Source organism: Azospirillum thermophilum, assembly GCF_003130795.1.
Classification (GTDB): domain Bacteria; phylum Pseudomonadota; class Alphaproteobacteria; order Azospirillales; family Azospirillaceae; genus Azospirillum; species Azospirillum thermophilum.
Genome location: NZ_CP029357.1, coordinates 578068 through 602414, shown reverse-complemented (window position 1 = coordinate 602414; position 24347 = coordinate 578068). Strand labels below are relative to the sequence as shown.

Below are 24347 nucleotides of genomic sequence, written 5' to 3'. Positions count from 1 at the left end.
TCTCAGCGGTCCGAGCGCCAGTGCCGACAGCTATCCGCTTGTGCTCATGGATGGTACCGCGGCCCTGGGGGCCGACTACACCGCGACGCTGGCCTTCAGCAACGGCGTGACCTACGACGCGACGACCGGCCTCGTCACCGTTCCGGCGGGGGTGACGGACTTCACGGTCACGGTTCCGACCTTGGACGATCCTGTGAAGGAGCCGACCGAGGGCTTCTCGCTCAGCGTGGGCGGAGTGATCGCCACCGGCACGATCCTCGACAATGACGTGGTTTCGGTCAGCCGCGTCGGCGATGCCGGCGGCACCACCTCCGGCGTCATGGTGACGGAGGGGCAGGCCGCCGTCTTCACCGTCAGCCTCAGCAACCCCAGCAGCACGGCGGAGACCTACGCACTGGCGCTGTCCGGCGGCACCGCCACGCAGGGAAGCGACTTCACCGACGCGCTCACCTTCAGCAACGGCGTCACCTATGACGCGGCAACCGGCCGGATCAGCGTCCCGGCGGGCGTCACCCGCTTCACGGTCACCGTGCCGACGACCGACGATCCCATCAAGGAACCGACGGAGGCCTTCTCCCTGGCGGTCGGGGAACCACCGGCAGCGGGACCATCCTCGACAACGACGCGGTCTCGGTCAGCCGCGTCGGCGATGCCGGGGCACCACCTCCGACATCGCGGTGACCGAGGGGCAGCAGGCGGTGATCACCGTGGCCCTCACCACGTCGAGCAGCACGGCGGAGAGCTATCCGCTGACGCTGACCGGCGTCACGGCCACGCCCGGCCCGGACTTCGCCACAGGCCTCGTCTTCAGCAACGGCGTGACCTACGACGCGGCAACCGGCAAGGTCACCGTGCCGGCCGGCGTGACCCGCTTCACCGTGGCCGTCGCGACGGTGGACGACGCCCTGGTGGAGCAGGCGGAGACCGTCACGCTGTCGGTCGCGGGCGTCACCGCGACGATCGCCATCGTCGACAACGACGTCATCGCCGACAGAGACGTCCCCCGGCCGCCCGCCGTGGAGCAGGCGCCGGCGCCGGCCGCGGCGCCCGCCGCGGTGCCGGTGGAGGTGTCCGTGCCGGTGGTCGCCCCGTCGGTTCCGTCCCCCGGCTTCGCGCCGCTGGTCGAGCCGGCCCTGACCCCCTACAGCCCCTTCAGCGATGCCGTCCTTCCCACCCGCTTCGACGGCCTGTCCGGGCGGGGCCTGCAGCACGAGCTGCGGGTCGACAAGCCGCTGCCCGACGTGCTGATGCCGGCCGGCGTCCAGACGCTGCGCTATGTGCTGCCCACCGACACCTTCATCCACACCGACAGGTCCGCCCGGGTGGAGCTGTCGGCGGTCATGGAGGACGGCTCGAAGCTGCCCGGCTGGCTGGTCTTCGACGCCAAGAAGGGCGAGTTCAGCGGCACTCCCCGGCCGGCTACAAGGGCGACCTGATGATCCGCGTGGTCGCCCGCGACGAGGCGGGCCGCCAGGCGGAGACGATGGTCCGCATCCGCCTGAGCGGGCAGGGCGAGCGCCAGGCCCAGCTGCCGGGCAAGGACGGGCTCGGCGCGCAGCTCCGGTCCGGCGGCATCCTGGCCTGGAAGGGGGAGCGCGACAGGCTGGTCCTGCAGGCGCGCGGCCTGGCGCTCGCCAAGGCGGCGAAATCGAGCGGCTCCGTCGGATGACGGGCCGGTTGGCGGACCGAAGGACGGATTGAGGGGCCATGACACAGGGCACCGAGACGACGATGGACGCGCATGTGCTGGCAAGCCTGCTGCATCTCGGGCGGCGGGCGCGGCAGGCGCAGGATCAGGCCGAGCTGCGGTTCGTCCTGGTCAACGAGACGCATGGGCTCGCGCCGTACCGGCAGGCCGCCCTGTGGATCAAGGGCGGCGGGATCGCCGCGCTGTCCGGCGTCGTCTCCGTCGAGGCCAACGCGCCGTACGTGCAATGGCTGGGGGGCGTCTGCCGCCACCTGGAGGAGACAGGGTCCGCGGCCGCGCCGCGGCTTCTGCAGGCGGACGACCTGCGGCAGCGGGACGTGGCGGAGTGGGGGGACTGGCTGCCGTCGGAGGCCCTGTGGCTGCCCCTGCCGGCGGTGGGACCGTCCTTCCCCGGCGGCGCGCTGCTGCTGGCGCGGGACGATCCCTGGACCGGGCCGGAAGCGGCGCTGCTGGCGGAATGGGCGGAGATGTGGGCGGCGGCCTATGCGCTCCGCCAGGGCTCGCGGCTGGGGCGCCTGAAGGCGCTGCTGGGGGGTGGAGGGCGCCGGCGCCTGTCGCCGCCGCTTCTGGTCCTGGCGGCGCTGGCCGTCCTGGCGGTCGTGCCGGTCCGGCTGACCGTCCTCGCCCCGGCGGAGATCGTGCCCCTCGATCCCTTCATCGTCCGCTCGCCGCTCGACGGGGTCATCGACCATCTGACGGTCGTCCCCAACCAGCGGGTCCGCGCCGACGAGCCCCTGTTCGAATTCGACCGCACCACCATCGGCAACAAGCTGCTGGTCGCCGAGAAGACGCTGGAGACCGTCAGGGCCGAATACCGGCAGCGCGCGCAGCAGGCCCTGTTCGACGAGGCGAGCAAGGCGCAGCTCGCCGTCCTGCGGGGTCAGGTCGCGGAAAAGGAGCTGGAGGTCGAGTATCTGCGCAAGCTCGACGGCCGCAGCATCATGGCGGCGCCGCGCGACGGCGTCGTTCTGTTCGACGACCCGGCCGAATGGATCGGCCGGCCGGTCGTGACCGGCGAGCGGGTCATGGTGGTCGCCGTGGAGGGGGAGGTCGAGGTGGAGGCCTGGCTGTCGCCGGCCAATGCCGTCGATCTGGAGCAAGGGGCGCCGGTGACGGTCTACCTGAACGCCGACCCGCTCTCGCCGGTATCCGCGCATCTGCGCTCCGTGGCGCATGAGGCGGCGCGGCGGCCGGACGGCACCTATGCCTACCGCGTCCGGGCGACGCTGGCGCAGGCTCAGGCCGCCGCCCGCACCGGCCTGAAGGGCACCGCCAAGCTGGAGGGGGAGAAGGTTCCGCTGGTCTATTGGGTCCTGCGCCGTCCGCTCGCCGATGCGCGCGCCTGGCTGGGCGTGTGATCCGTGCTGCCCCACCTGCGTGACGAGCTCGTCCTCTATTCCGGCCCGCGGACGGCGGACGGGGCGCCGACCTGGTCGCTGCATGATCCCGTCCGCAACGTCTTCTTCAGCATCGACTGGCCGAGCTTCGAGATCCTGTGCCGGTGGACGCTGGGCGAACCCGGCGCCATCCTCGCCTCCCTGAACGAAGGCACCCCCCTTCAGGCCGAGCTGGAGGACGTGAAGGCCGTCGAACGCTTCCTGCTGGAGAATGAACTGGTCCGCAGCGACCGCCCGCAACAGACGGCCCGGCTCCGCCAGCAGGCTGAAAAGCGCAGGGCGAGGCCCGGCCGGTGGCTGCTGCACCATTACCTGTTCTTCCGCGTCCCGCTCTGGCGCCCCGACCGCTGGCTGGCGCGCACGCTGCCGTGGGTGGAACCGCTGTTCTCCCGGAGCTTCATGATGCTGACGCTGCTGGCGCTGGCGGTCGGGCTGTTCGAGACCTCGCGCCAGTGGGAGCATTTCGTCACCACCCTGGTCGATACCTTCTCGATGGAGGGGGTCGCCGGCTTCATGGTCGCGCTGGTCTTCGCCAAGCTCCTGCATGAGCTCGGCCACGCCTATACGGCCAAGCGGTTCGGCTGCCGGGTGCCAGCGATGGGCGTGGCCTTCCTCGTGCTGTTTCCCGTCGCCTATACCGACGTCAACGAGGTCTGGAAGCTCGACGACCGGCGCAAGAGGCTGGCGGTCGGCTTCGCCGGCATCCGGACGGAGATCCTGCTGGCCGCCTGGGCGACGCTGTTCTGGGCGCTGGCGCCCGACGGTGCGTTCCGCGGCATGATGTTCATGCTGGCGACGACGACCTGGGTGACGACGGTCGCCGTCAACGCCTCGCCCTTCATGCGGTTCGACGGCTATTTCATGCTGATGGACTGGACGGGGCTCGCCAACCTTCATCAGCGCGCCTCCGCAATGGGCCGCTGGAGGCTGCGGGAGCTGCTGTTCGGACTGGGCGACCCGCCGCCGGAGGCGCTGCCGGCCGGGCAGCGGCGCGGCATGGTGCTGTTCGCCTATGCCACCTGGGCCTACCGGCTGGTGGTGTTCGGCGGCATCGCCATCCTGGTCTACAACCTGGCACCCAAGCCGGTCGGCCCCCTTCTCGGCGCCATCGAACTCTGGGTCTTCATCCTTCAGCCGGTTTGGAGGGAGCTTTCCATGTGGGGAAAGACCATGGGGCGCATTGCCCGCTCCGCACGCTTCCTGGCGACCCTGGGGGTGCTGGCGGCCCTGGCGGCGGTGGCGCTCGTCCCCTGGGACAGCCGCATCCACGCCCAGGGCCTGCTGCGTCCGGTGGGCTACTACTCGATCATCGTGCCGGAGGCCGCCCGGGTGGTCGCCATGCCGGTCGCGTCGGGCGCCGCGGTGGCGAAGGACGACATCCTGTTCGAGCTCGACTCCCCCGACCTCGACTACAAGCACCGCGCCAAGGAGATCCAGGCGGCAACCACGAGCTGGCAGACCGCCGCCGCCGGGGTGAACGGCGACCTGCGCGAGAAGCTGGGGACGATCCAGGCGACGCGGGCCCGGCTGGCGGCGGAGATCGTCGGCGTCAGCGCGGAGCGGAGCCGCTTCCAGATCAAGGCGCCGGCCGACGGCACGGTTTTCCTGTCCGACCTGTCCTTGAGGCCGGGCAACTGGATCAAGAAGAACGAAACCATCGCCACGCTGCTCGACGGGCGGCGCTGGCAGGTGGTCACCTACCTGCCGGAGGCGGACCTGGCCCGCGTCCGCGTCGGCGACGCCGCGCGCTTCTACCCGGAGCATTCCGGGCTGGACGTCCGGCGCCTGACCGTGGCGGCCATCGACCGCGACGCGACGCGCGTCCTCTCGGACGGCATCCTCGGATCGACCTCCGGCGGCCGCATCCTGGTGCGCGATACCGCCGGCGGCCCGGTCCCGGAGACGGCGATCTACCGCGTCACCCTGTCGCTGCCCGACGATCAGCCGCCGCAGGCCGCGGCGCTGCTGCGGGGCAGTCTGGTCCTGTCCGGGGCGCCGAAGTCGCTGATGGGCGATTTCCTGCGCTCGGCCGCCTCGCTGCTGATCCGCGAGAGCGGCTTGTGAGCCGGCGGCGGCAGGTCGCGCAGTCCGGCGCGCCGGTCAGGCCACGAACACCAGCCGGGTCATGCTCTCGCCGGTGCGGGGAAGGATCAGGTCGGCGTCGAGCTGGTTGGCGAGGCCCCGCACGATCCCCGTGCCGAGCGAGGCGCCGGTCGGCCGGCCCTCCGGCATTCCCGGCCCGTCGTCCGACACGGCGAGCAGCACGTTCTTGGTGTCCAGCCGCTTCAGCTCGATGTAGATCGTGCCGCGCACACCCTCCGGGAAGGCGTGCTTCAGGGAGTTGGTGACCAGCTCCGCCAGCAGCAGCGACAGTGTCGTGAGCTGCGACAGGTCCAGCCGGACGGGATCCGCCGCGACGTCGCAGATGACGTTGGCGGCGCCCGTCGCCTCGATCAGGTCGTCGCACAGCGCCCGGATATAGGTGCCTATCGGCTGGTCGAGCGCCTCCGGGCTGTGCAGCCGGCGGTGCATGCGGCCCATGACGCCCAGGCGGTGGACGGCCGAATCGAAGATCGACACGGCGGCGTCCGGTTCGGTGGCGATGCGGTTCTTTTGCAAGGTCAAGAGCGAGATCACGAAGGTCAGGTTGTTGGCGACGCGGTGCTGCAGCTCGGAGAACAGGGTGCCCTGCCGATCGGCGAGCCGGGCGGACACCTCCATCTCCGCGCGCAACCGTTGAAGAGCGCGTCGCATCGCGTGGATGATAGCGATATCGATGCCGACGATGAAGACATAGAAGCTGATCGCCAGCAGCTTATCCGGTCGCGTCGAGAGTACTTCGTCCGGCGAGATGAACCAGATCCAGGCGCCGAACCCGCTCAGCAGGGCGCACAGGATGCCCGGCCCGGTGCCGGCGACGAAGGCGGTCAGGATCACCGCCGGGAAGAAGGTCAGGTAGGGGAATCCGGGCGGCAGGATGCCCTGGAGAGACAGGCGCATCAGCAGTGCCAGCAGGAAGGCCAGGATCGCAAGGCCGTAGCCGATCGGCGGAGTCGGCCGGGATGCCAACCACATCAGCCACCGCATGCACTGCCCCTCTCCGTCCGTCGCGCCGCCCGTCAGAATATGGTGCTGCTAAACCGGAAATAACCTGTCCTGCCAGGGTATTCTCCTTTGGCGTGAAACGGCGGCACCCTCCTGCCCGGGGCGGGGCAGGAGGGTGCGCCTGGGCGGTTGCGCGGCGTGGGGGCGCCGGAACCGCTTACCCGACCGCTTCGGCCGCCGCGACGGCGCGGGGTTCTTCCGCCGCAGGGGTGCGGATCAGGTAATCGAAGGCCGACAGCGCCGCCTTGGACCCCTCGCCCATGGCGATCACGATCTGCTTGTAGGGCACGGTCGTGGCGTCGCCGGCGGCGAACACGCCGGGGACGGAGGTCTGGCCGCGGGCATCCACCTCGATCTCGCCGCGCGGGGTCAGGGCGATGGTGCCCTTCAGCCACTCGGTGTTGGGGACGAGGCCGATCTGCACGAAGATGCCCTCCAGGTCGATCCGCTTCAGCTCGCCGCTGTTGCGGTCCTTGTAGCTGAGGCCGGTCACCTTGCTGCCGTCGCCATGGACCTCGGTCGTCTGGCCCGAGGTGACGACCGTGACGTTCGGCAGGGAGTGCAGCTTGCGCTGCAGCACCGCGTCGGCGCGGAGCTGGCTGTCGAACTCGATCAGCGTCACCTGGGCGACGATGCCGGCGAGGTCGATGGCCGCCTCGACGCCGGAATTGCCGCCGCCGATCACCGCCACGCGCTTGCCCTTGAACAGCGGGCCGTCGCAGTGCGGGCAGTAGGCGACGCCCTTGTTGCGGTACTCGCTCTCGCCCGGGACGTTCATCTGCCGCCAGCGCGCGCCGGTGGACAGGATGACGGTCCGCGACTTCAGCGTGGCGCCGCCGGCCAGCCGCACCTCGATCAGCCCGCCCGGCACGGCGGCCGGGACCAGCGCCTCGGCGCGCTGCAGGTTCATCACGTCGACCTCATAGTCCTTGACGTGCTGCTCCAGCGCGGCGGCCAGCTTCGGCCCCTCGGTGTGCGGGACGGAGATGAAGTTCTCGATCGCCATGGTGTCGAGCACCTGGCCGCCGAAGCGCTCCGCCGCGATGCCGGTGCGGATGCCCTTGCGGGCGGCGTAGATCGCGGCCGAGGCGCCGGCCGGGCCGCCGCCGATCACCAGCACGTCGAACGGCGCCTTGGTCCGGATCTTGGCGGCCTCGCGCTCCACGGCGCCGCTGTCGAGCTTGGCGACGATCTGCTCCAGCCCCATGCGGCCCTGGGCGAACGGCTCGCCGTTCAGGAAGACGGTCGGGACGGCCATGACCTGGCGCTTCTCGACCTCCTCCGGGAACAGGGCGCCGTCGATGGCGACATGCCGGATCCGCGGGTTGAGCGCGCTCATCAGGTTCAGCGCCTGCACCACGTCGGGGCAGTTCTGGCAGGACAGCGAGAAATAGGTCTCGAAGCGGTAGTCGCCGTCGAGGTCCTTGATCTGCTCGATCAGCTCGGCCGATTCCTTCGACGGATGGCCGCCGACCTGGAGCAGGGCGAGGACGAGCGAGTTGAATTCGTGGCCCATCGGCAGGCCGGCGAAGCGCACGGCGATGTCGGTGCCGACGCGGTGGATGGAGAAGGACGGCTTGCGCGCGTCGTCGTCGCGGCGCACCAGCGTGATCTTGTCGGACAGGGACGCGATGTCCTCGAGCAGCCCCTGCAGTTCCTGCGACTTGGCACCGTCGTCGAGCGAGGCGACCAGCTCGATCGGCTGGCTGATGCGCTCCAGATAGCCCCGCAGCTGGGTCTTCAGATTTGCGTCAAGCATGGAAAGTGGCTCCCGCGGCCGTTCTTTTTAACGCGTCTGGCAGGCGTCGGCGGGCGGCCGGGCGGTCCAGACTCTCGAAATCCCGTTACCGGAGGATCCCCCGCGTCCGGACCGTCCGGACATCGGATCCTCGGGGTGTTCTCGCGGCCGGCCTCCGGGGCCGAAGAGTGCGGGCCCCGGAGCCGTCGACCGCCGACAGCGGTTCGACTGTCGCGACCGGCCGGCGATCTGCCGGCCGGGTACCCTTCGCGGACCTTAGATCTTGCCGACCAGGTCGAGCGACGGGGCGAGGGTCTTCTGGCCCTCCTCCCACTTGGCCGGGCAGACCTCGCCCGGGTGCGAGGCGACGTACTGGGCGGCCTTCACCTTGCGCAGCAGCTCGGTGGCGCTGCGGCCGACGCCGCCGGCGGTGATCTCGACGATCTGGATCTTGCCGTTCGGGTCGACGACGAAGGTGCCGCGGTCGGCCAGGCCGACCTCCTCGATCATCACCTCGAAGTTGCGGGTGATGGTGCCGGTCGGGTCGCCGACCATGGTGTACTGGATCTTCTGGATCGCCGGCGAGGTGTCGTGCCAGGCCTTGTGACAGAAGTGGGTGTCGGTCGACACGCTGTAGATCTCGACGCCCAGCTTCTGGAACTCGGCGTAGTTGTCGGCCAGATCCTCGAGCTCGGTCGGGCAGACGAAGGTGAAATCGGCCGGATAGAAGAACACAACCGACCACTTGCCCTTCAGATCGGCATCGGTCACATCGATGAACTTGCCATTCTTGAAGGCGGTGGCCTTAAACGGCTTAATCTCGGTGTTGATCAAGGACATTTACTTCTCCAGTGGGATAATGGTCGGATTGCACGTCATCCCGGCATCCTGTCCGCAACCGGCGGGACCCTCCGGGGTTCCCGATCTGCGTCAGTCCGCTGGGAGCCGGCCTCCTTTTTCGTTGGCTCGTTGACCGCTGAAGAGATAGGGGAATCCGGTGACAGGGAAAAGCATAAAATACCGATTGCACTGATCGGAAAAAACGATCACATATCGGGGCATGAAACCGCTTCCCACGCTCCGCCAGCTCCGCTACCTCGTCGCCGTCGTCGACCGCTGCCATTTCGGCCAGGCGGCGGAGGCCTGCCTCGTCAGCCAGTCCACGCTCTCGGCCAGCATCCAGGAGCTGGAGGAGCTGCTGGGCACCCCCCTGCTGGAGCGGACGCGACGCTCCGTCCTGCCGACTCCGCTGGGCCGCGAGATCGCCGAGCGGGCGCGGCTGCTGCTGAAGGGGGCGGAGGATCTGGTGGACATGGCGCGCGCCGCCGAGGATCCGATGTCGGGCCCCTTGCATCTCGGCGTCATCCCGACGATCGGCCCCTTCATGATCCCGCGCGTCATGCCGGTGCTGCGCGAGACCTTCCCCAACCTGAAGCTCTACCTGCGCGAGGACCAGACCGCCCGCCTGCTGGCCCGACTCGAGACGGGGGAGCTGGACGCGGCGCTGCTGGCCCTGCCGTACCCGGCCGGCGACGTCGAGATGCTGGACATCGCGGAGGACCGCTTCTCGGTCGTCTGCCCCGCCGGCCACCGGCTGAGCAGCGCGCCCGCCGCCCATCCCAGCGACGTGGCGATGGAGGATCTGTTGCTGCTGGAAGACGGGCATTGTCTGCGCGACCATGCGCTGGCCGCCTGCGCGCTGGAGGACGGGCGGCGCAACGCCACCTTCCAGGGTACCAGCCTTCACACGCTGGTCCAGATGGTGGCCAACGGGCTGGGAGTGACCCTGTTGCCGCAGATGGCGCTCGATTCGGGCATCCTGCGCGGGCTGGATCTGGTGGCGCGGCCGCTCGACGGGCATCGCCCCTTCCGCCGCATCGGCCTCGTCTGGCGCCGCACCTCCGGCCGCAAGGAGGCCTTCCGCCGGCTGGCCGAGGCGCTGAGGGGCGCCATGGAGGAGGGCGCCACGGAGAGGGGCGCCACAGAAAGGGGTGCCTCGGACAAGGACGGACCGGCCGCCGCGGCGCAGCCCGCCCCGGCGACCGAGGCCGCCTGATGGAGCGGCTTCGCGTCAGGGTGCGCGGCCGGGTGCAGGGGGTGGGCTTCCGCCCGCATGTCCATGCGCTGGCCCGCCGGTTCGGCCTGACCGGCTGGGTGCTGAACGACACCGACGGCGTCCTGCTGGAGGTGCAGGGGGAGGCCGCCGCCGCCTTCCTCGCCGCCCTGTCGGCCGAGGCGCCGCCGCTCTCCCGCATCGATCGGGTCGAGGCGTCGCCCCGTCCGGTCGAGCCGGAGGAGAGCGGCTTCGCCATCCGCCACAGCGAGAGCGGCGGCCCGGTCGCCACGGGAATCGGGCCGGACGCCGCCGTCTGCCCGGCCTGCCTGGCCGAGCTGTTCGATCCGTCCGACCGCCGCTACCGCTACCCCTTCCTCAACTGCACCCATTGCGGTCCGCGCTACACCATCACGCGGCGGCTGCCCTACGACCGGCCGCAGACGGCGATGGCGCGCTTCCCGCTCTGCCCGGCCTGCGCGGCGGAGTATGCCGACCCGTCCGACCGCCGCTTCCATGCCCAGCCCACCGCCTGCCCGGTCTGCGGCCCGCGCCTGTCCCATCCGCCGGACGCGATCCTGGCGGCCCTGCTGGCCGGCAGGATCGTTGCCATCAAGGGGCTGGGCGGTTTCCACCTCGCCTGCGACGCCGCGCGGACCGACGCGGTGGAGCGGCTGCGCCGGGTGAAGCAGCGCAACGACAAGCCCTTCGCCGTCATGGTCGCCAACGCGGCCTCGGCCGAACGGCTGGTCCATCTCGACCCCGACGAACGGCGGCTGCTGGAGGGGGTGGCGCGGCCCATCGTCCTGCTGCGCCGGCGGGGCGACGGTCCAGCCCTGGCGCCGGACATCGCGCCGGGGCTGGCGTGGCTGGGCGTCATGCTGCCCTACACGCCGATCCATTATCTGCTGTTCCACGAGGCGGCCGGGCGTCCGGACGGCGTGGCGTGGCTGGAGCGGGCGCAGCCGCTGACCCTGGTGATGACCTCGGCCAATCCCGGCGGCGAACCGCTCGCCATCGGCAACGAGGAGGCGCGGCGGCGCCTGGACGGCATCGCCGACCTGATCGTCGATCATGACCGCGACATCCTGATCCGCGCCGACGACTCGGTGGTGCGCAAGCTGGCCGGGGCGCCCGCCTTCCTGCGCCGCGGCCGAGGCCATGTTCCGGAGCCGATCAGGCTGGCGCGCCGCGTGCCGCCGCTGCTGGCGGTCGGCGGACATCTGAAGGCGACCATCTGCCTGATCCGCGGCGACGAGGCCTTCCTGTCGCAGCACATCGGCGACCTCGACAATCCGGCGACCCTGGACTTCCTGGAGGAGACGGTCGCCCATCTCACCCATGTGCTGGGGGTGGAACCGGTGGCGGTGGCGCACGACCTCCATCCGGACTTCCACTCCACCCGCTTCGCGCTCGCCACCGGCCTGCCGGCGGTTCCCGTCCAGCACCACCATGCCCATGTGGCCGCGGTGCTGGCGGAGCATCGCGTGGAGGGGCCGGCGCTGGGGCTGGCGCTCGACGGGTTCGGGCTGGGGGCGGACGGCGGTTCCTGGGGTGGGGAGATGCTGCTGGTCGAGGGCGCGCGGATGGAGCGGCTCGGCCATCTCGCCCCGCTCGCCCAGCCCGGCGGCGACCTCGCGGCGCGCCAGCCCTGGCGCATGGCCGCCGCAGCGCTCGCCCGGCTCGGCCGTGGCGACGAGATCGTCCCCCGTTTCGCCTCCCATGGGCCGGCCGAGGGGGTGCGGCGGATGATCGAGGCCGGGCTGAACGCGCCGCCGACCAGCTCCTGCGGGCGCTGGTTCGATGCCGCCTGCGGCCTGCTCGGCGTGCGGCCGGTGGCCGGCTTCGAAGGCGAGGCACCGATGACGCTCGAGTCTCTCGTCCGCCGTCCCCGCGTCGCCGACGGCACCTGGCGGGTCGAGGGTGGCCGCCTCGACCTCTCCCCGCTGATGGAGCGGCTGCTGTCGGCGGCGGACGCGGCGGAGGGCGCCGACCTCTTCCATGGCACCCTGGTCGCCGCCCTGCTGGACTGGACGCTGCCGGTCCTGGCGGAGCGTCGGATGGGCCGGGTGGTGCTGTCCGGCGGCTGCCTGATGAACGGCGTGCTGGCGGAAGGGCTCGTCGCCGGCTTCGCCGCTGCGGGGGTGGAGGCGCTGCTGCCGCGGCTGGCCCCGGCAAACGACGGCGGGCTCAGCCTGGGGCAGGCCTGGGTGGCCTGCGCGTCGCTTCCGACGGAATAGAAGCCCGCCGGCAGGCGTCCCAGCTTCCGGATATGCTGCGGCATCCTGCCGCAGGATCATGGGCCGCACGACCATGGGGCCCCGGAATCACGGGAGTGAGGACATGAGCTACGATCGGCTGGATACCGGCGCGCGCGGCGGGTGGATCGACCGGACGGCGGTGGGCGGGCAGGACCTGTTGCTGCTCGCCGCCCGCGTCCTGCTGGGCGCCATCTTCGTGCAGAGCGGCTTCGGCAAGCTGATGAGCCTCGGCGGCTTCATCGGCGGGCTGGAAAGCCAGGGCGTGCCGATGGCGGCCGTGCTGGGCACCATCGGCGCCGCCGTGGAGTTCTTCGGCGGCCTGGCCGTGGTGCTGGGCGCCTGGACCCGGCTGGCGGCGCTGGCGGTCGCCGGCTTCACCGTCGCCGCGACGCTGATCGCCCACCGCTACTGGGAGGTGGCGCCCGAGGCGATGAGGATGCAGCAGATCCAGTTCATGAAGAATGTCGCGATCATCGGCGGCCTGCTGTCGCTGGTGGCGTCGGGCGGCGGCCGCTTCGCCATCGACGCACTGCTGCACCGGAGGCCGTAAAGGTTGCGCACGCCAAGCCCACGCTCCATATCGGGTCTTCCAGGAAACGAGCAGAGGCCGGGATCGGGCATGGGATTGGCGGGCAGGCTGTTGGGCATGGCGGTGGGTGCCGCCCTGCTGGCATCGACAGGCGTGGCGGCGGGTGCGGCGCAGGCGGGTCCGGCGGAGGATCTCGCAACCAAGGGCTGCACCGCGCTGGCGGCGCGGGTGGACGAGATCGCCGGCCGCGGCCCGGTCTTCCTGCGCAGCTACGACAGCCCCTTCGCTCCCGGCCCGACCTCGGAGCCGGCGCTGTCCAACGCCGCCTTCACCTATGACAACGCGCTCGCCATCATGGCGCTGTCCGCCTGCGGCAGGAAGGCCCAGGCCCTGCGCATCGGCGAGGCGCTGCTCGACGCCGTTACCCTGGACCGCGCCGGCTACAAGGGGCGGCTGCGCAACACCTACCGGGCCGGCGCGCAGAAGCAGCGGCCGATCCCGCCGATGGGCTGGTGGGACGTGACGGAGAACCGCTGGCTGGAAGACCCCTATCAGGTCGGCACCGCCACCGGCAACGTCGCCTGGGCCGGGCTCGCCCTGCTGACGCTGGCCGACCAGACCGGGGAGAAGCGCTTTCGCGAGGGGGCGGCGACGCTCGCCCGCTGGGTGGTCGACAACACCCGCGACCCGCGCGGCCCCGGCGGCTTCAACGGCGGGGTACAGGGCTTCGACGGCCAGGCCCGGCCGCTGACCTGGAAGTCGACCGAGCACAACACCGACCTCGTCGCGCTGTTCGAGCGGCTCGGCCCCGACTGGTCCGGCCCGGCGGGGGAGGCGCGGCGCTTCCTCGACGCGCTGTGGACGGCCGGCGGCGGGCATTTCCCCATCGGCACCGCGCCGGACGGCGTGACCGTCAGCACGGCGACCTCCGGGCTCGACGCCCAGCTCTGGCCGATCCTGCTGCGCGGCGCGCCGGAGGAGTGGCGGGCGGCGCTGGCCTATGCCGAGCGGGCGCACGGCGTCGAGGGCGGCTTCGACTTCAACGACGACCGTGACGGCCTGTGGGTGGAGGGCACCGCACAGGCGGCCCTGGTCTATCGCGCGGTCGGGCGGCCGGCCGAGGCGGATCGCCTGTTCGCCGAACTGCTGAAGGAGATCAGCCCCGGCGGCCTGCTGTTCGCCACGCGGCCGGCGACGCTGACCACCGGCCTCGCCATCGGGCCGGAGAGCAGGACCGACGACTTCCTCTATTTCCGCCGCCCGCACCTCGGCGCCACCGGCTGGGCGGTGCTGGCGGCGCTGGGCTGGAACCCCTTCACCGGCCGGACGCTGCCCTGACGGGGCGGGCAGGATGAAAAAAGGCCCTTCTCCGCCGGGAGAAGGGCCTTTTTCATGCAGGCTTGCCGCCGGGGTCAGCGCACGGCGCGGCGGTTCGGGTCCACCTCGTCGGCGGGGATTTCCGAATCCTTGAAGGTGCGCACGCCGCTGACCATGGTGGAGATGATCGACTGGCGGGACATGATGTCCTCGCGCACCGCGGCGTAGACGTGGACCATCACGAACAGCAGGATCGCCCACATGCCCAGATGGTGCCAAGTGTGGACGTCCTGGCTCTGGCCGAACAGCGGGATGACCCAGCCGAACAGCTTGTCCTGCCAGCTTCCCTGGCCGGCGCCCTCGGCATAGAGCGCGAAGCCGGTCACGATCATGAAGGTGCAGCCGACCGTGATGAACCAGAACATGGCGAACTGCGCCAGCGGGTTGTGCCCGACATAGAGCTTCGGCTTCTTCGCCAGGAACAGGTACCAGCGCGCCTCCAGGATCAGCTCCCCCCACCAGGCGGTGTTCCAGAAGGGGAAGCGGAAGAGCTGGCGGGAGTGGTGGTTGCCGACGAAGGCCCAGTAGATGCGGCCGATGAAGCCGATGGCGAAGATGTAGGCTGCGGCGAAATGGGCGAAGCGGATGTAGCCCATCAGGTAGTTGGCGCTGGCCTCGCCCGGCTGGCTGGGCAGCGGGCTGGCGATCAGATAGCCGGTGACGGCCAGCACGGTGATCGCCAGCGCGTTGACCCAGTGCCAGATGCGCACCGGGACCTCGTAGACATAGATCGCCTTCAGGAAGCGCGGGGTCGCCGGTGCGGCGGCGGTCGCCGCACCCTTCTTCGCGTCGTCGAGAGGGGACATGGCGTCGTTCCTCCGGTGAAAGCGGTCAGCGCACGGTGACGCGGGCCAGCTCGGCGCCGTCCGGCGCCATGACGTGGGTGGAGCAGGCAAGGCACGGGTCGAAGCTGTGCAGCGTGCGCAGGATCTCCACCGGCTCGTCCGGGCGGGCCATCGGCGTGTTCAGCAGCGACGCCTCGAAGGCGCCGATGTTGCCCTTGGGGTCGCGCGGGCTGCCGTTCCAGGTGGTCGGCACGACGCACTGGTAGTTCTCGATCTTGCCGTCCTTGATCCTGATCCAGTGGCCGAGACCGCCGCGCGGCGCCGCGACGGTGCCGACCCCCTTGGCTTCCTTCGGCCAGGTCTTGGGATCCCACTTCTCGACGTTGGCGGTGGCGGTGTCGCCGGCCTTGATGTTGGCGATCAGGGCGTCCCAGTCGTCCATCATCATCTTGCAGCAGTACTGGCATTCCAGCGCGCGGGCCAGCGTGCGGCCGATGGTGGTGGCAGCGCCTGCTGCGGTGTGAAGCTGGTGCCGGCCAGCTTGTTGAAGGCGCCGAGCGATTCGGTGATCTGGTCCTTCACGTAGGTGACGCCCTGGGCATAGGCCAGGATGTAGCGGGGCAGCGGCCCGACCTCGACCGCATGGCCGCGCCAGCGCGGCGCCTTGATCCAGGAGTATTTCGCCGCCTCGTCCAGCTCCTTGATATCGGTGCGGCTGCCCTTGGCGTTCGGCCCCAGTTCGAACTTCGCCTGGGTGACGCCGTCCCACGGGTGCAGGCCCTTGCTGTCGTCGCCGTAGGTGTACCAGCTGTGGGCGACGAACTCCTGCACCTGCGCCGGGTCGCGCGGGTCGATGGGATGGACCTCGTTCCAGTTGCCGTTCAGGATCACGCCGCCGGGGAGCTGGCAGGTCGAATGGTCGTACGGCACCTTCTCGTAGTCGCCGTAGTCCATGACGTTGGTCGCGGCCAGCCCGCCGCCGTAGAGCCAGTCCTTGTAGAAGCTGGCGATGGCCAGCACGTCCGGCAGATAGACGTTCTCGACGAAGGCCGTCGCCTCGACGATGCGGGCGCGGATGAAGTTCAGCCGCTCCATGTTCAGCGGCGCGCCCGCGGCCCCCGTGCCTTCCATGTTGATGGCGCAGGGCACGCCGCCGACCATGTAGTTGGGGTGCGGGTTCTTGCCGCCGAGGATGGTGTGGATCTTGACGATGTCCTTCTGGAGATCCAGCGCCTCCAGGTAATGGGTCACCGCCATCAGGTCGGCTTCCGGCGACAGCCGGTAGGCCGGGTTGTCCCAGTAGCCGTTCTTGAAGATGCCGAGCTGGCCCGATTCGACGAACTTCCTCAGCCGGGTCTGCACGTCGCGGAAATAGCCGGGGCTGGACTTGGGGTGCGCCGGCGACACCGCCTGCTGCAGGGCCGAGGTCGCCTGCGGGTCGGCCTTCAGCGCGTTCACCGGGTTGACCCAGTCCAGCGCATGCAGGTGGTAGAAGTGCACGATATGGTCGTGCACCTGCAGCGTCTTGGCCATGATCTCGCGGATCAGGTGCGCGTTCTTCGGGATGCGGATCTGCAGCGCATCCTCCACCGCGCGCACCGAGGTCAGGGCATGGCAGCCGGTGCACACGCCGCAGATGCGCTCGACGAAGGCCCAGGCGTCGCGCGGGTCGCGGCCCTTCAGGATCACTTCCAGCCCGCGCCACATGGTGCCGGTGGACACCGCGTTGCGGATGACGTTGTCGCCGTCGACGTTCACCTCGCAGCGCATGTGGCCTTCGATGCGGGTGACCGGATCGACGACGATGCGGCGGCCGCCGTTGTCGAGCGAGAAGCCGTTGGGGGTTTGCACGACGGCCATGGTCAGACGTCTCCCTTGTGCTGCGCGCGCTTCAGGGCGCTGACGGCCGCATGCGCGGCGATGACGCCGCCGACCCCGATGGCGGCGGTGGTGCCGATCTCGTCGGCGTTCGCCTCGATGCCGAAGGCGTGGATGTCGGTCTGGCGCGCGTACCAGGAGCCCTTGTCCCAGAAGCCGTCCTCGGAGCAGCCGATGCAGCCGTGGCCGGCCTGGATGGGGAAGCTCGTCCCCTCGTTCCAGCGGACGGTCGAGCAGGCGTTGTAGGTGGTCGGGCCCTTGCAGCCCACCTTGTAGAGGCAGTAGCCCTTGCGCGCCCCCTCGTCGTCGAAGGACTCGACGAACTGGCCGGCGTCGAAATGCGGCCGGCGGTAGCATTTGTCGTGGATGCGCTGGCTGTAGAACATCTTCGGCCGGCCCTGGCGGTCCAGCTCGGGGATGCGCTCGAAGGTCAGCATGTAGGTGATGACGCCGGTCATCACCTCGGCGATCGGCGGGCAGCCGGGCACCTTGATGATCGGCTTGTCGGTGATGACCTCATGCACCGGGGTGGCGCGGGTCGGGTTGGGGCGCGCCGCCTGGACGCAGCCGAAGCTGGCGCAGGAGCCCCAGGAGATGATCGCCTTGGCGTCGCGGGAAACCTTGCGGAGCTGGTCGACGAAGGGCTTGCCGCCGACGATGCAGTACATCCCGTCCTCGTTCAGCGGCGGGTTGCCCTCGACCGCCAGGATGTAGTTGCCCTTGTACTTCTCCATGACCTCGTCGAGGATCGCCTCGGCCTGATGGCCGGCCGACGCCATCAGCGTGTCGTCGTAGTCGAGCGAGATCATCGACAGCACGACGTCCTTCACCAGCGGATGCGCCGAGCGGATGAAGGACTCCGAGCAGCAGGTGCATTCCAGACCGTGGAGCCACAGGACCGGCGTGCGAGGCTTGGTCTCCATGGCGTGGACGATCTGCGGCACCAGCTCCGGCCCGAGCCCGAGTGCGGCGGCGGTCAGCGAACAGTATTTCAGGAACGAACGGCGTGTGATCCCCTGCCGCCGCATCACCTCGTAGAAGGTTTCCAGCGTTGCCATCGGTTTGTTTTCTCCCGTTTCCGCGCGCCGGCCGGCTGAAGCTCACGCGCTTGACGGAAGGTCATAGGCAATATTCGTGCCGCCATACGCACAATCGGCGGAATCAATGGAGCGGGCCGGCCCGGGGGCGGGGGGCGGGGGTGCGCGGCGGGCGCGGCTGGAAAGAGCATGGCCGCTTTGGCGGGGCGGGTGGAAAGCAGCTTGCCGGTTCCGGCCGGGCGGGCATGAAAAAAGGGCCTTGGATGGCGGACCACCCAAAGCCCTCCGGCCGGAGCCTTCTGCAAAGCCTGCTGCCGGCGGCCCGTCAGACCGGCTGGCCGGCCTCCTCGCTGCGGCCGACCAGCAGGCGGAGCGCAAGGCCGAGGGCGATGCCGCCGGCATGCAGGGCGGCGGTGGACAGCAGGAAGCCGGCGGCATAGCCGAGCGCCGTGGCGTCGGCCGGCATCTCCGCCCCGTGGGCGAAGCCGTGGAACAGGCCGAACCAGCCGGTGAAGGCGATGCCGATCCCCACGGTGCGCGACATCGGCATGACGCACAGCATCGCCAGCACGACGACCGAGGCGTAGATCATCGGCTCGACCAGCGGCAGCGCGATGCCCAGCATCGCCAGCAGGCCGCCGGCCAGCATCGCCGCCAGGAAGGCGCCGGGCACCGTCAGGATGGCCCTGCCGCCGATGATCGTGCCATAGACGCCGACGGTGATCATGGCGATCAGGTGGTCCAGGCCTCCGGCCGGGTGCGCCATGCCGTCGAGGAAGCCGGCTCCGTCGAGATGCCCCGGGTGGGCCAGCGCGGGGGCGGCGGCGATGGTGAGCGCGGCGGCGGCGGACAGCACGCGAAGGGCGGCGGACGCGGACTTGATCGTCATCGGATCACTCTCCTGAACGGTGATGCGCCGGCTCGTCGGGACCGGTCGGCGTTACGGGATGCGGGTGCCGGCGGGCAAGGCCGGCAGCCGGTCTCAGCAGATCCGGGGCAGCGGGTCGCCGACCAGCAGGTCGACCATGCGGGTGCCGCCGAAGGGCGTGTCCATGACGACGCGGCCGGGCCGCTCGTCGGTGACGGTGCCGATGCGGGCGGCCATGGCGCCCAGCGGATGGGCGTGCAGCGCCGCCAGCGCCGCGTCCGCCCGATCGGCCGGGACGACGGCGACGGCGACGCCCTCGTTGCCGAGATAGAGCGGATCGAGCCCGAGAAGCTCGCAGAATCCGCGCACCTCGGCGCGGACGGGGATGGCGTCCTCGTCCAGCCGGACCCCGACCCGCGAGGCCTCGGCCATCTCGTTCAGGACGGCGGCGAGCCCGCCGCGCGTGGCGTCGCGCAGCAGCCGCGTGCCGGGAACCGCGGCCAGCAGGGCGGCGATCAGCCCGTTCAGCGGTGCGCAGTCGCTCGCCACCGGGGCGTCGATCGCCAGCTCGCCGCGCGCCGCCAGGATGGCGGCCCCATGGTCGCCGAGCGGACCGTTGATGATCACCGCGTCGCCCGGCCGGGCGTTGGCGATGCCGAGCTCCAGCCCCTGCCGGATGACGCCGACGCCGCTGGTGTTGATGAACAGCCGGTCGCAGGCGCCGCGCGCCACCACCTTGGTGTCGCCGGTCACCACGCGGACCCCCGCCGCCTCGGCCGTCGCGGCGATGGACCGCGCGATGCGGCGCAGCGTCTCCACCTCCAGCCCTTCCTCGATCACCACGGCGCAGGACAGCGCCACCGGCACCGCCCCGCCGACCGACAGGTCGTTGACCGTGCCGCAGACCGCCAGCTTGCCGATGTCGCCGCCGGGGAACTCCAGCGGATGCACGACGAAGCTGTCGGTGGTGAAGGCCAGCCGGTCGCCGCGCGCCAGCAGGTCGGCCATCGGCAGCCGGGCCTGGTCCTCCAGCGGCGCGCCGCCGTCGCCGAAGGCGCCGACGAAGACGTCCTCCACCAGGTCCCGCATGGCGCTGCCGCCGCCGCCGTGGGCGATCGTCACGGTCGGCACCTGCACGCGGCGCCGCGGAGCGGCGGCGCGGGGGGAGGAGTGGTTGTCGTTGCTGCTCATGCCGCACCCTTGCGCAGGCCGCCATACTGGTGATAGGCGGCGCAGGCGCCTTCCGAGGAGACCATCAGGGCGCCGACCGGGCTTTCCGGCGTGCAGGCGCCGCCGAACAACGGGCATTGCCAGGGCTTCACCGTGCCGGTCAGCACGCCGCCGCACTGGCAGGAGTCGGGCTCGGCGACCGCCGGGCTCCGGACGGCGAAGCGCCGCTCGGCGTCGAAGCGGGCGAAGCGCTCGCGGATGGCGACGCCGGATTCGTCGATGCTGCCGAGGCCGCGCCATTCGAAGAAGGGCCGCGTCTCGAACACCGCGTCGATGGCGGCGTTGGCCTGGGGGTTGCCTTCCTCCGGCACGACGCGGGCGTACTGGTTCTGGATCTCGACCACGCCGCGGTCGATCTGGTCCAGCAGCATCCAGACGGACTGCAGGACGTCCAGCGGCTCGAACCCCGTCACCACCAGCGGGCGGTCGTACTGGCTGGCGATGAAGCGGTAGGGCTTCAGCCCGATCACCATGCTGACATGGCCCGGCCCGATGAAGCCGTCGACCATCATGCCCGGCGTGTCCAGCACCGCGCGGATGGTCGGGATGATGGTGATGTGGTTGCAGAACAGCGAGAAGTTGGCGATCCCCTCGCGCTCCGCCTTCAGCACGGTCAGCGCGGTGGAGGGCATCGTCGTCTCGAAGCCGAGGCCGAAGAATACCACCTCGCGGTCCGGGTTGCGCCGCGCCAGCTCCAGCGCGTCGAGCGGCGAATAGACCATGCGGATGTCGGCCCCGTCGGCCTTCGCCTGCATCAGCGACTTCTTCGAGCCCGGCACGCGCATGGCGTCGCCGAAAGTGGTGAAGATGACGCGCGGGTCCTCGGCGATGGCGACGCAGTCGTCGATGCGGCCCATCGGCAGCACGCAGACCGGGCAGCCCGGCCCGTGCAGGAACTCCAGCCCGGCCGGCAGCACGCCGGACAGCCCGTGGCGGAAGATGGTGTGGGTGTGGCCGCCGCAGATCTCCATCAGCCGGACCGGCTTGCGCTCGGTGGCGCCCAGCCTGTCCAGCTTCTCGCCGATCCGGGCGATCAGGCGCCGGCCGGTCTCGCGGTCCTGGAAGGGGTTGGCCCCGGCGGTGAGGGGAGCGGTCATCACGCCACCTCGCCGGCGAAGGCGGCGATCTCGGCGTTCGCCTCGCCGATCTCATGCAGGATGGCGAGCGTCGCCTTCGCCTCCTCCTCGTCGATCAGGCTCATGGCGAAGCCGACATGGACCAGCGTCCAGCGGCCGACCAGCCCGTCGAGCGGGCCGTCCTTCGGCGCCACGCAGGTCACGTCGACGCTGCGGCGCACGCCCGAGACGTCGACGGTCGCCATCATGGCCTCCGCGTCGGTGATGGCGACGATGCGCCCCGGAATGCCCAGACACATCGGTTGGCTCCTTCCTTGTGCCCGGGACCCGCCCCGGGACGGTCAATGACGTTGCGCCGCCGGACCGCGCTCGATCCCATAGCGCTCCAGCTTGGCGCGCAATCCCATGCGCGACAAGCCGAGTTCGTCGGCGGCCCTGCTCTTGTTCCAGCGGCAGCGCACCAGCGTCTCCAGCAGGATGCCGGCCTCGATCCGCTCGATCCGCGTCTTCAGCGGCCCGCCCTGTGCCAGAACCTCCAGCGCGGCGGCGCCGTCCCATGGCCCGCCCGGCGGCCGGCCGTCGATCGCGGGTCCGGGGACGGCGATCCCGCTGGCGGTAATCTCCCGGACGGCGGCGCCGTCGACGGCGTGTCCGCGGCGGCCCCCGGCGGCCATCGCCGCGCCGCGCAGCACCGTGTCGGACAGCAGCTCCGCCCCCAGCCAGTCGCCCTCGCACAGGACGAGCATGCGCATGATCTCGTTCTGCAGCTCGCGGACGTTGCCCGGCCATCCATAGGCCTCCAGGCAGGCCAGCGTCTCACCGGTGAAGCCCTTCACCGTCTTGCCGTGCGCCGCCATCAGCCGGTCCAGGATGTGGCGCGCCAGCACCGGGATGTCCGCCGGATGGTCGCGCAGCGGCGGCATGGTCAGCGTCATGGTGCAGAGCCGGTAATAGAGATCCTCGCGGAAGCGGCCGGCCCGCACCTCCGCCGTCAGGTCGCGGTGGGTGGCGGCGATCACCCGCACGTCGACCCGCCTCGTCTCGTTGGAGCCGACCGGGCGGATCTCGCCCTCCTGCAGGAAACGCAGCAGCTTGACCTGGAAGGCGGGGGAGATGTCGCCGATCTCGTCCAGGAAGATGGTGCCGCCGTCCGCCTGCTCCAGCAGGCCCAGCCGGTTGGTGTGGGCGCCGGTGAAGGCCCCCTTCTTGTGGCCGAACAGCTCGCTTTCCAGCAGCTCGTCCGGGATGGCGCCGCAATTCTCGCCGTAGAAGGGGCGGTCGGCGCGCGGGCTGCCGTAATGGATGGCGCGGGCCAGCAGTTCCTTGCCGGTGCCGGTCTCGCCCAGCACCAGCACCGGCACGTTGAAGCCGGCGACCTGGGCGGCCTTGCGGCACACCTCGTCGATCGGGCTGCCGGGGGCGCGGACCAGGCTGTCGAAGCGGTACTGCCGGCGCACCCGCTCGCGGCGCGAGGCGACGCGGCTCTCGGCCACCCCGGCGGCCAGCTTCAGCTCGTTCGACAGCCGCTCGTGCTCGCGCTGGAGCTGGTAGGTCCGGGCGGCGTTGCGCGCGGTCAGCAGCAGATGGTCGGGGTGCCAGGGCTTGGTGATGAACTGGTGGATGCCCGCCGTGTTGATGGCGCCGATGATGTCTTCCGGATCGATGTAGCCGGTGATGACGATGCGCAGCACGTCGGGCCAGCGCTCGCGCACCTGGGTCAGGAACTCGACCCCGCTCATCTCCGGCATCCGCTGGTCGGAGAAGACGACCTGCACCCACTCCGTCTCCAGGATGCGCAGCGCCTCCGCCGCCGACAGCGCGGTGAACACCTCGAAATCCTCGTCCAGCACGCGCGCGATCACCTCGACCGAGCGCGGCTCGTCATCGACCACCAGGATGCCGGGGCGGACGGCGGCGGTCGACGGCGGCTGTGGCGGCGTCGGGAGCGGCGGCAGGGCCATCGCGGCTTACCCGGCGGTCGCGGCCCGCAGGGCGGCGGCGCGCGCCTCGGCCTCGGCGGCCAGCGCGGCGAGATGGCCGCGGCGCTGCGCCTCCAGCCAGCCGATCCACTCCGCCATGCCCTCGCCGCTGCGCGCCGACACGCGCAGCCGGTCGGCCTTCGGGTTGATGCGGCCCAGCGCCCGGTCGATGGCGGCGAAATCGACGTCGAGATGCGGCGCCAGATCCGCCTTGGTCAGCAGGACGAGGTCGGCGGTGGCGAAGATGTCCGGGTATTTCAAGGGCTTGTCCTCGCCCTCCGTCAGCGACAGCAGGACGATGCGCTTGGCCTCGCCCAGGTCGAAGGCGGCCGGGCAGACGAGGTTGCCGACATTCTCGATGAACAGCACGCCGCCCTGCGCGGCGGTCAGGGCCGGCAGGCTCTCCATGGCATGGCCGACCATGTGGGCGTCGAGATGGCAGCCCTTGCCGGTGTTGATCTGCACGGCGGCGACGCCGGTGGCGCGGATGCGCTCGGCGTCGTTGGAGGTCTGCTGGTCGCCCTCGATCACCCCGACCGGCCAGCGGCCGGCCAGCTCCGACAGGGTCCTGACCAGCAGAGTCGTCTTGCCGGCGCCGGGGCTCGACAGCAGGTTGACCGGGAAGATGCCGCTGCGCCCGAACAGCGCGCGGTTGGCGGCGGCATAGCCGTCGTTCTTCGACAGGATGCCGCGCTCGATCTCGATCATCCGGGTCTGCGACAGGCCCGGCGCATGGGCGCGGGCCGGACCGGCGCCATAGTCGATCAGGCCGGCCTCGCCGTGATGGTGGTGGGCGTGCCCATGCCCATGGTCATGCCCGTGGCCGTGGTCATGCTCGTGCCCATGGTCGTGGTCATGCCCATGGTGATGATCGTGTCCGTGATCATGGTCATGATCATGATGGTGATGATCATGGCCGTGGGCATGAGGGTGGTCCTTATCGCCGACCGTGGCGCCAGAACAGCCGCAGACCGTGCACATCACTCAACCTCCAGGTCCTTGATCGTCATCTCGGTTCCGCCATTGGGCCGGAGCCGCTCCCCGCCGCAGCGGGGGCAGGGATCCAGCCGGTGGCCGAGCGGCACCGTCTCGCAGCAGTCGAAGCACCAGGCCTGACCCGGCATCTCCAGCACCACCAGCTCGGCCCCCTCCGCCAGCGACCCGCGCATCACCACGTCGAAGCCGAAGCGCAAAGCCTCGACCTCCACCCCGGCGAAACGGCCGATCTCCAGCCGCACGCGGCGCACGCGGTGGAAGCCGTTGGAGCGGCCCGCCTCCTCCATCGCCTGCAGCAGGCTCTCGCAGAGCGCCATCTCATGCATTGGG

General features: G+C 70.7%; 19 protein-coding genes and 1 pseudogene. 7 read left to right on the top strand and 13 right to left on the bottom strand.

Annotation, left to right across the window (positions count from 1 at the left end; genetic code table 11):
- The first annotated feature begins 470 nt into the window (after positions 1–470).
- The 3 genes from DEW08_RS33915 (at position 471) to DEW08_RS27510 (ending at position 5169) form a co-directional block, all read left to right on the top strand.
- Positions 471–1436, top strand: a complete 966-nt coding sequence (locus DEW08_RS33915) for a putative Ig domain-containing protein (RefSeq protein ID WP_425429144.1) — start codon at positions 471–473, stop codon at positions 1434–1436.
- A 271-nt stretch (positions 1437–1707) separates the two neighbouring features.
- The gene (locus tag DEW08_RS27515; protein ID WP_245987027.1) at positions 1708–3066 is read left to right on the top strand and encodes an efflux RND transporter periplasmic adaptor subunit; all 1359 of its coding nucleotides are present in this window, start codon (positions 1708–1710) and stop codon (positions 3064–3066) included.
- A 3-nt stretch (positions 3067–3069) separates the two neighbouring features.
- The gene (locus tag DEW08_RS27510) at positions 3070–5169 is read left to right on the top strand and encodes a site-2 protease family protein (RefSeq protein ID WP_109333321.1); all 2100 of its coding nucleotides are present in this window, start codon (positions 3070–3072) and stop codon (positions 5167–5169) included.
- 36 nt (positions 5170–5205) lie between these two features.
- Here DEW08_RS27510 and DEW08_RS27505 read toward each other — a convergent pair whose 3' ends face one another.
- The 3 genes from DEW08_RS27505 to ahpC form a co-directional block, all read right to left on the bottom strand.
- Positions 5206–6192 (bottom strand): sensor histidine kinase, encoded by a 987-nt coding sequence (locus tag DEW08_RS27505; RefSeq protein WP_109333319.1) that lies wholly within the window; start codon positions 6190–6192, stop codon positions 5206–5208.
- Between the two features lie 175 nt (positions 6193–6367).
- Complete coding sequence (gene ahpF / locus DEW08_RS27500; RefSeq protein WP_109333317.1) at positions 6368–7969, bottom strand: alkyl hydroperoxide reductase subunit F; 1602 nt, start codon at positions 7967–7969, stop codon at positions 6368–6370.
- Positions 7970–8224: 255 nt separating this feature from the next.
- Positions 8225–8788: an alkyl hydroperoxide reductase subunit C gene (ahpC, locus tag DEW08_RS27495; RefSeq protein WP_109333315.1), complete on the bottom strand. Its 564-nt coding sequence runs from the start codon at positions 8786–8788 to the stop codon at positions 8225–8227.
- Positions 8789–9008: 220 nt separating this feature from the next.
- Between ahpC and DEW08_RS27490 the strand changes: the two genes are divergently transcribed.
- From DEW08_RS27490 to DEW08_RS27475, 4 genes are all read left to right on the top strand, one after another.
- Positions 9009–10004: a hydrogen peroxide-inducible genes activator gene (locus DEW08_RS27490; RefSeq protein WP_109333313.1), complete on the top strand. Its 996-nt coding sequence runs from the start codon at positions 9009–9011 to the stop codon at positions 10002–10004.
- A complete protein-coding gene (gene hypF, locus DEW08_RS27485) occupies positions 10004–12241 on the top strand; it encodes a carbamoyltransferase HypF (RefSeq protein ID WP_109333311.1) in 2238 nt (745 codons plus the stop codon). The genes DEW08_RS27490 and hypF overlap by 1 nt, the downstream gene beginning before the upstream one ends.
- Positions 12242–12344: 103 nt before the next feature.
- Positions 12345–12812 carry a DoxX family protein gene (locus DEW08_RS27480; protein WP_109333309.1) on the top strand — a complete coding sequence of 156 codons (468 nt, stop codon included), beginning with the start codon at positions 12345–12347 and terminating at the stop codon, positions 12810–12812.
- A gap of 96 nt (positions 12813–12908) precedes the next feature.
- Positions 12909–14129, top strand: a complete 1221-nt coding sequence (locus DEW08_RS27475; RefSeq protein ID WP_245987026.1) for a hypothetical protein — start codon at positions 12909–12911, stop codon at positions 14127–14129.
- 74 nt (positions 14130–14203) lie between these two features.
- On the opposite strand, the gene cybH is transcribed toward DEW08_RS27475, so the two are convergent.
- The 10 genes and pseudogenes from cybH to hypA form a co-directional block, all read right to left on the bottom strand.
- Positions 14204–14974 carry a Ni/Fe-hydrogenase, b-type cytochrome subunit gene (gene cybH, locus DEW08_RS27470; protein WP_109333305.1) on the bottom strand — a complete coding sequence of 257 codons (771 nt, stop codon included), beginning with the start codon at positions 14972–14974 and terminating at the stop codon, positions 14204–14206.
- 25 nt (positions 14975–14999) lie between these two features.
- Positions 15000–16813: pseudogene (locus tag DEW08_RS27465) on the bottom strand (nickel-dependent hydrogenase large subunit).
- 2 nt (positions 16814–16815) lie between these two features.
- Positions 16816–17889: a hydrogenase small subunit gene (locus DEW08_RS27460; protein ID WP_168220531.1), complete on the bottom strand. Its 1074-nt coding sequence runs from the start codon at positions 17887–17889 to the stop codon at positions 16816–16818.
- 304 nt (positions 17890–18193) lie between these two features.
- The gene (locus DEW08_RS27455; RefSeq protein ID WP_109333303.1) at positions 18194–18757 is read right to left on the bottom strand and encodes a HupE/UreJ family protein; all 564 of its coding nucleotides are present in this window, start codon (positions 18755–18757) and stop codon (positions 18194–18196) included.
- A gap of 93 nt (positions 18758–18850) precedes the next feature.
- The gene (gene hypE / locus DEW08_RS27450) at positions 18851–19927 is read right to left on the bottom strand and encodes a hydrogenase expression/formation protein HypE (RefSeq protein WP_109333300.1); all 1077 of its coding nucleotides are present in this window, start codon (positions 19925–19927) and stop codon (positions 18851–18853) included.
- Positions 19924–21063 (bottom strand): hydrogenase formation protein HypD, encoded by a 1140-nt coding sequence (gene hypD / locus DEW08_RS27445; protein ID WP_109333298.1) that lies wholly within the window; start codon positions 21061–21063, stop codon positions 19924–19926. The genes hypE and hypD overlap by 4 nt, the downstream gene beginning before the upstream one ends.
- Positions 21063–21341, bottom strand: a complete 279-nt coding sequence (locus tag DEW08_RS27440) for a HypC/HybG/HupF family hydrogenase formation chaperone (RefSeq protein WP_109333296.1) — start codon at positions 21339–21341, stop codon at positions 21063–21065. The genes hypD and DEW08_RS27440 overlap by 1 nt, the downstream gene beginning before the upstream one ends.
- 42 nt (positions 21342–21383) lie before the next feature.
- Entirely contained in the window at positions 21384–23003 is a 1620-nt protein-coding gene (locus DEW08_RS27435; protein WP_109333294.1) for a sigma-54-dependent transcriptional regulator, read from the bottom strand.
- 6 nt (positions 23004–23009) lie between these two features.
- Entirely contained in the window at positions 23010–24002 is a 993-nt protein-coding gene (gene hypB / locus DEW08_RS27430; RefSeq protein WP_109333292.1) for a hydrogenase nickel incorporation protein HypB, read from the bottom strand.
- On the bottom strand, positions 24002–24343 hold the full coding sequence (hypA, locus tag DEW08_RS27425) for a hydrogenase maturation nickel metallochaperone HypA (RefSeq protein WP_109333289.1): 342 nt from the start codon (positions 24341–24343) through the stop codon (positions 24002–24004). The genes hypB and hypA overlap by 1 nt, the downstream gene beginning before the upstream one ends.
- Positions 24344–24347: the final 4 nt, after the last annotated feature.

Coding starts and splice junctions, on each gene's coding strand:
- DEW08_RS27455 (WP_109333303.1), bottom strand. CDS start 18,757: ATGACGATCAAGTCCGCGTCCGCCGCCCTTCGCGTGCTGTCCGCCGCC.
- DEW08_RS27490 (WP_109333313.1), top strand. CDS start 9,009: ATGAAACCGCTTCCCACGCTCCGCCAGCTCCGCTACCTCGTCGCCGTC.
- DEW08_RS27435 (WP_109333294.1), bottom strand. CDS start 23,003: ATGGCCCTGCCGCCGCTCCCGACGCCGCCACAGCCGCCGTCGACCGCC.
- hypD (WP_109333298.1), bottom strand. CDS start 21,063: ATGACCGCTCCCCTCACCGCCGGGGCCAACCCCTTCCAGGACCGCGAG.
- hypF (WP_109333311.1), top strand. CDS start 10,004: ATGGAGCGGCTTCGCGTCAGGGTGCGCGGCCGGGTGCAGGGGGTGGGC.
- DEW08_RS27480 (WP_109333309.1), top strand. CDS start 12,345: ATGAGCTACGATCGGCTGGATACCGGCGCGCGCGGCGGGTGGATCGAC.
- hypB (WP_109333292.1), bottom strand. CDS start 24,002: ATGTGCACGGTCTGCGGCTGTTCTGGCGCCACGGTCGGCGATAAGGAC.
- DEW08_RS27440 (WP_109333296.1), bottom strand. CDS start 21,341: ATGTGTCTGGGCATTCCGGGGCGCATCGTCGCCATCACCGACGCGGAG.
- DEW08_RS27505 (WP_109333319.1), bottom strand. CDS start 6,192: ATGCGGTGGCTGATGTGGTTGGCATCCCGGCCGACTCCGCCGATCGGC.
- DEW08_RS27475 (WP_245987026.1), top strand. CDS start 12,909: ATGGCGGTGGGTGCCGCCCTGCTGGCATCGACAGGCGTGGCGGCGGGT.
- cybH (WP_109333305.1), bottom strand. CDS start 14,974: ATGTCCCCTCTCGACGACGCGAAGAAGGGTGCGGCGACCGCCGCCGCA.
- DEW08_RS27460 (WP_168220531.1), bottom strand. CDS start 17,889: ATGGCAACGCTGGAAACCTTCTACGAGGTGATGCGGCGGCAGGGGATC.
- DEW08_RS27515 (WP_245987027.1), top strand. CDS start 1,708: ATGACACAGGGCACCGAGACGACGATGGACGCGCATGTGCTGGCAAGC.
- hypE (WP_109333300.1), bottom strand. CDS start 19,927: ATGAGCAGCAACGACAACCACTCCTCCCCCCGCGCCGCCGCTCCGCGG.
- DEW08_RS33915 (WP_425429144.1), top strand. CDS start 471: ATGACGCGGCAACCGGCCGGATCAGCGTCCCGGCGGGCGTCACCCGCT.
- ahpF (WP_109333317.1), bottom strand. CDS start 7,969: ATGCTTGACGCAAATCTGAAGACCCAGCTGCGGGGCTATCTGGAGCGC.
- ahpC (WP_109333315.1), bottom strand. CDS start 8,788: ATGTCCTTGATCAACACCGAGATTAAGCCGTTTAAGGCCACCGCCTTC.
- hypA (WP_109333289.1), bottom strand. CDS start 24,343: ATGCATGAGATGGCGCTCTGCGAGAGCCTGCTGCAGGCGATGGAGGAG.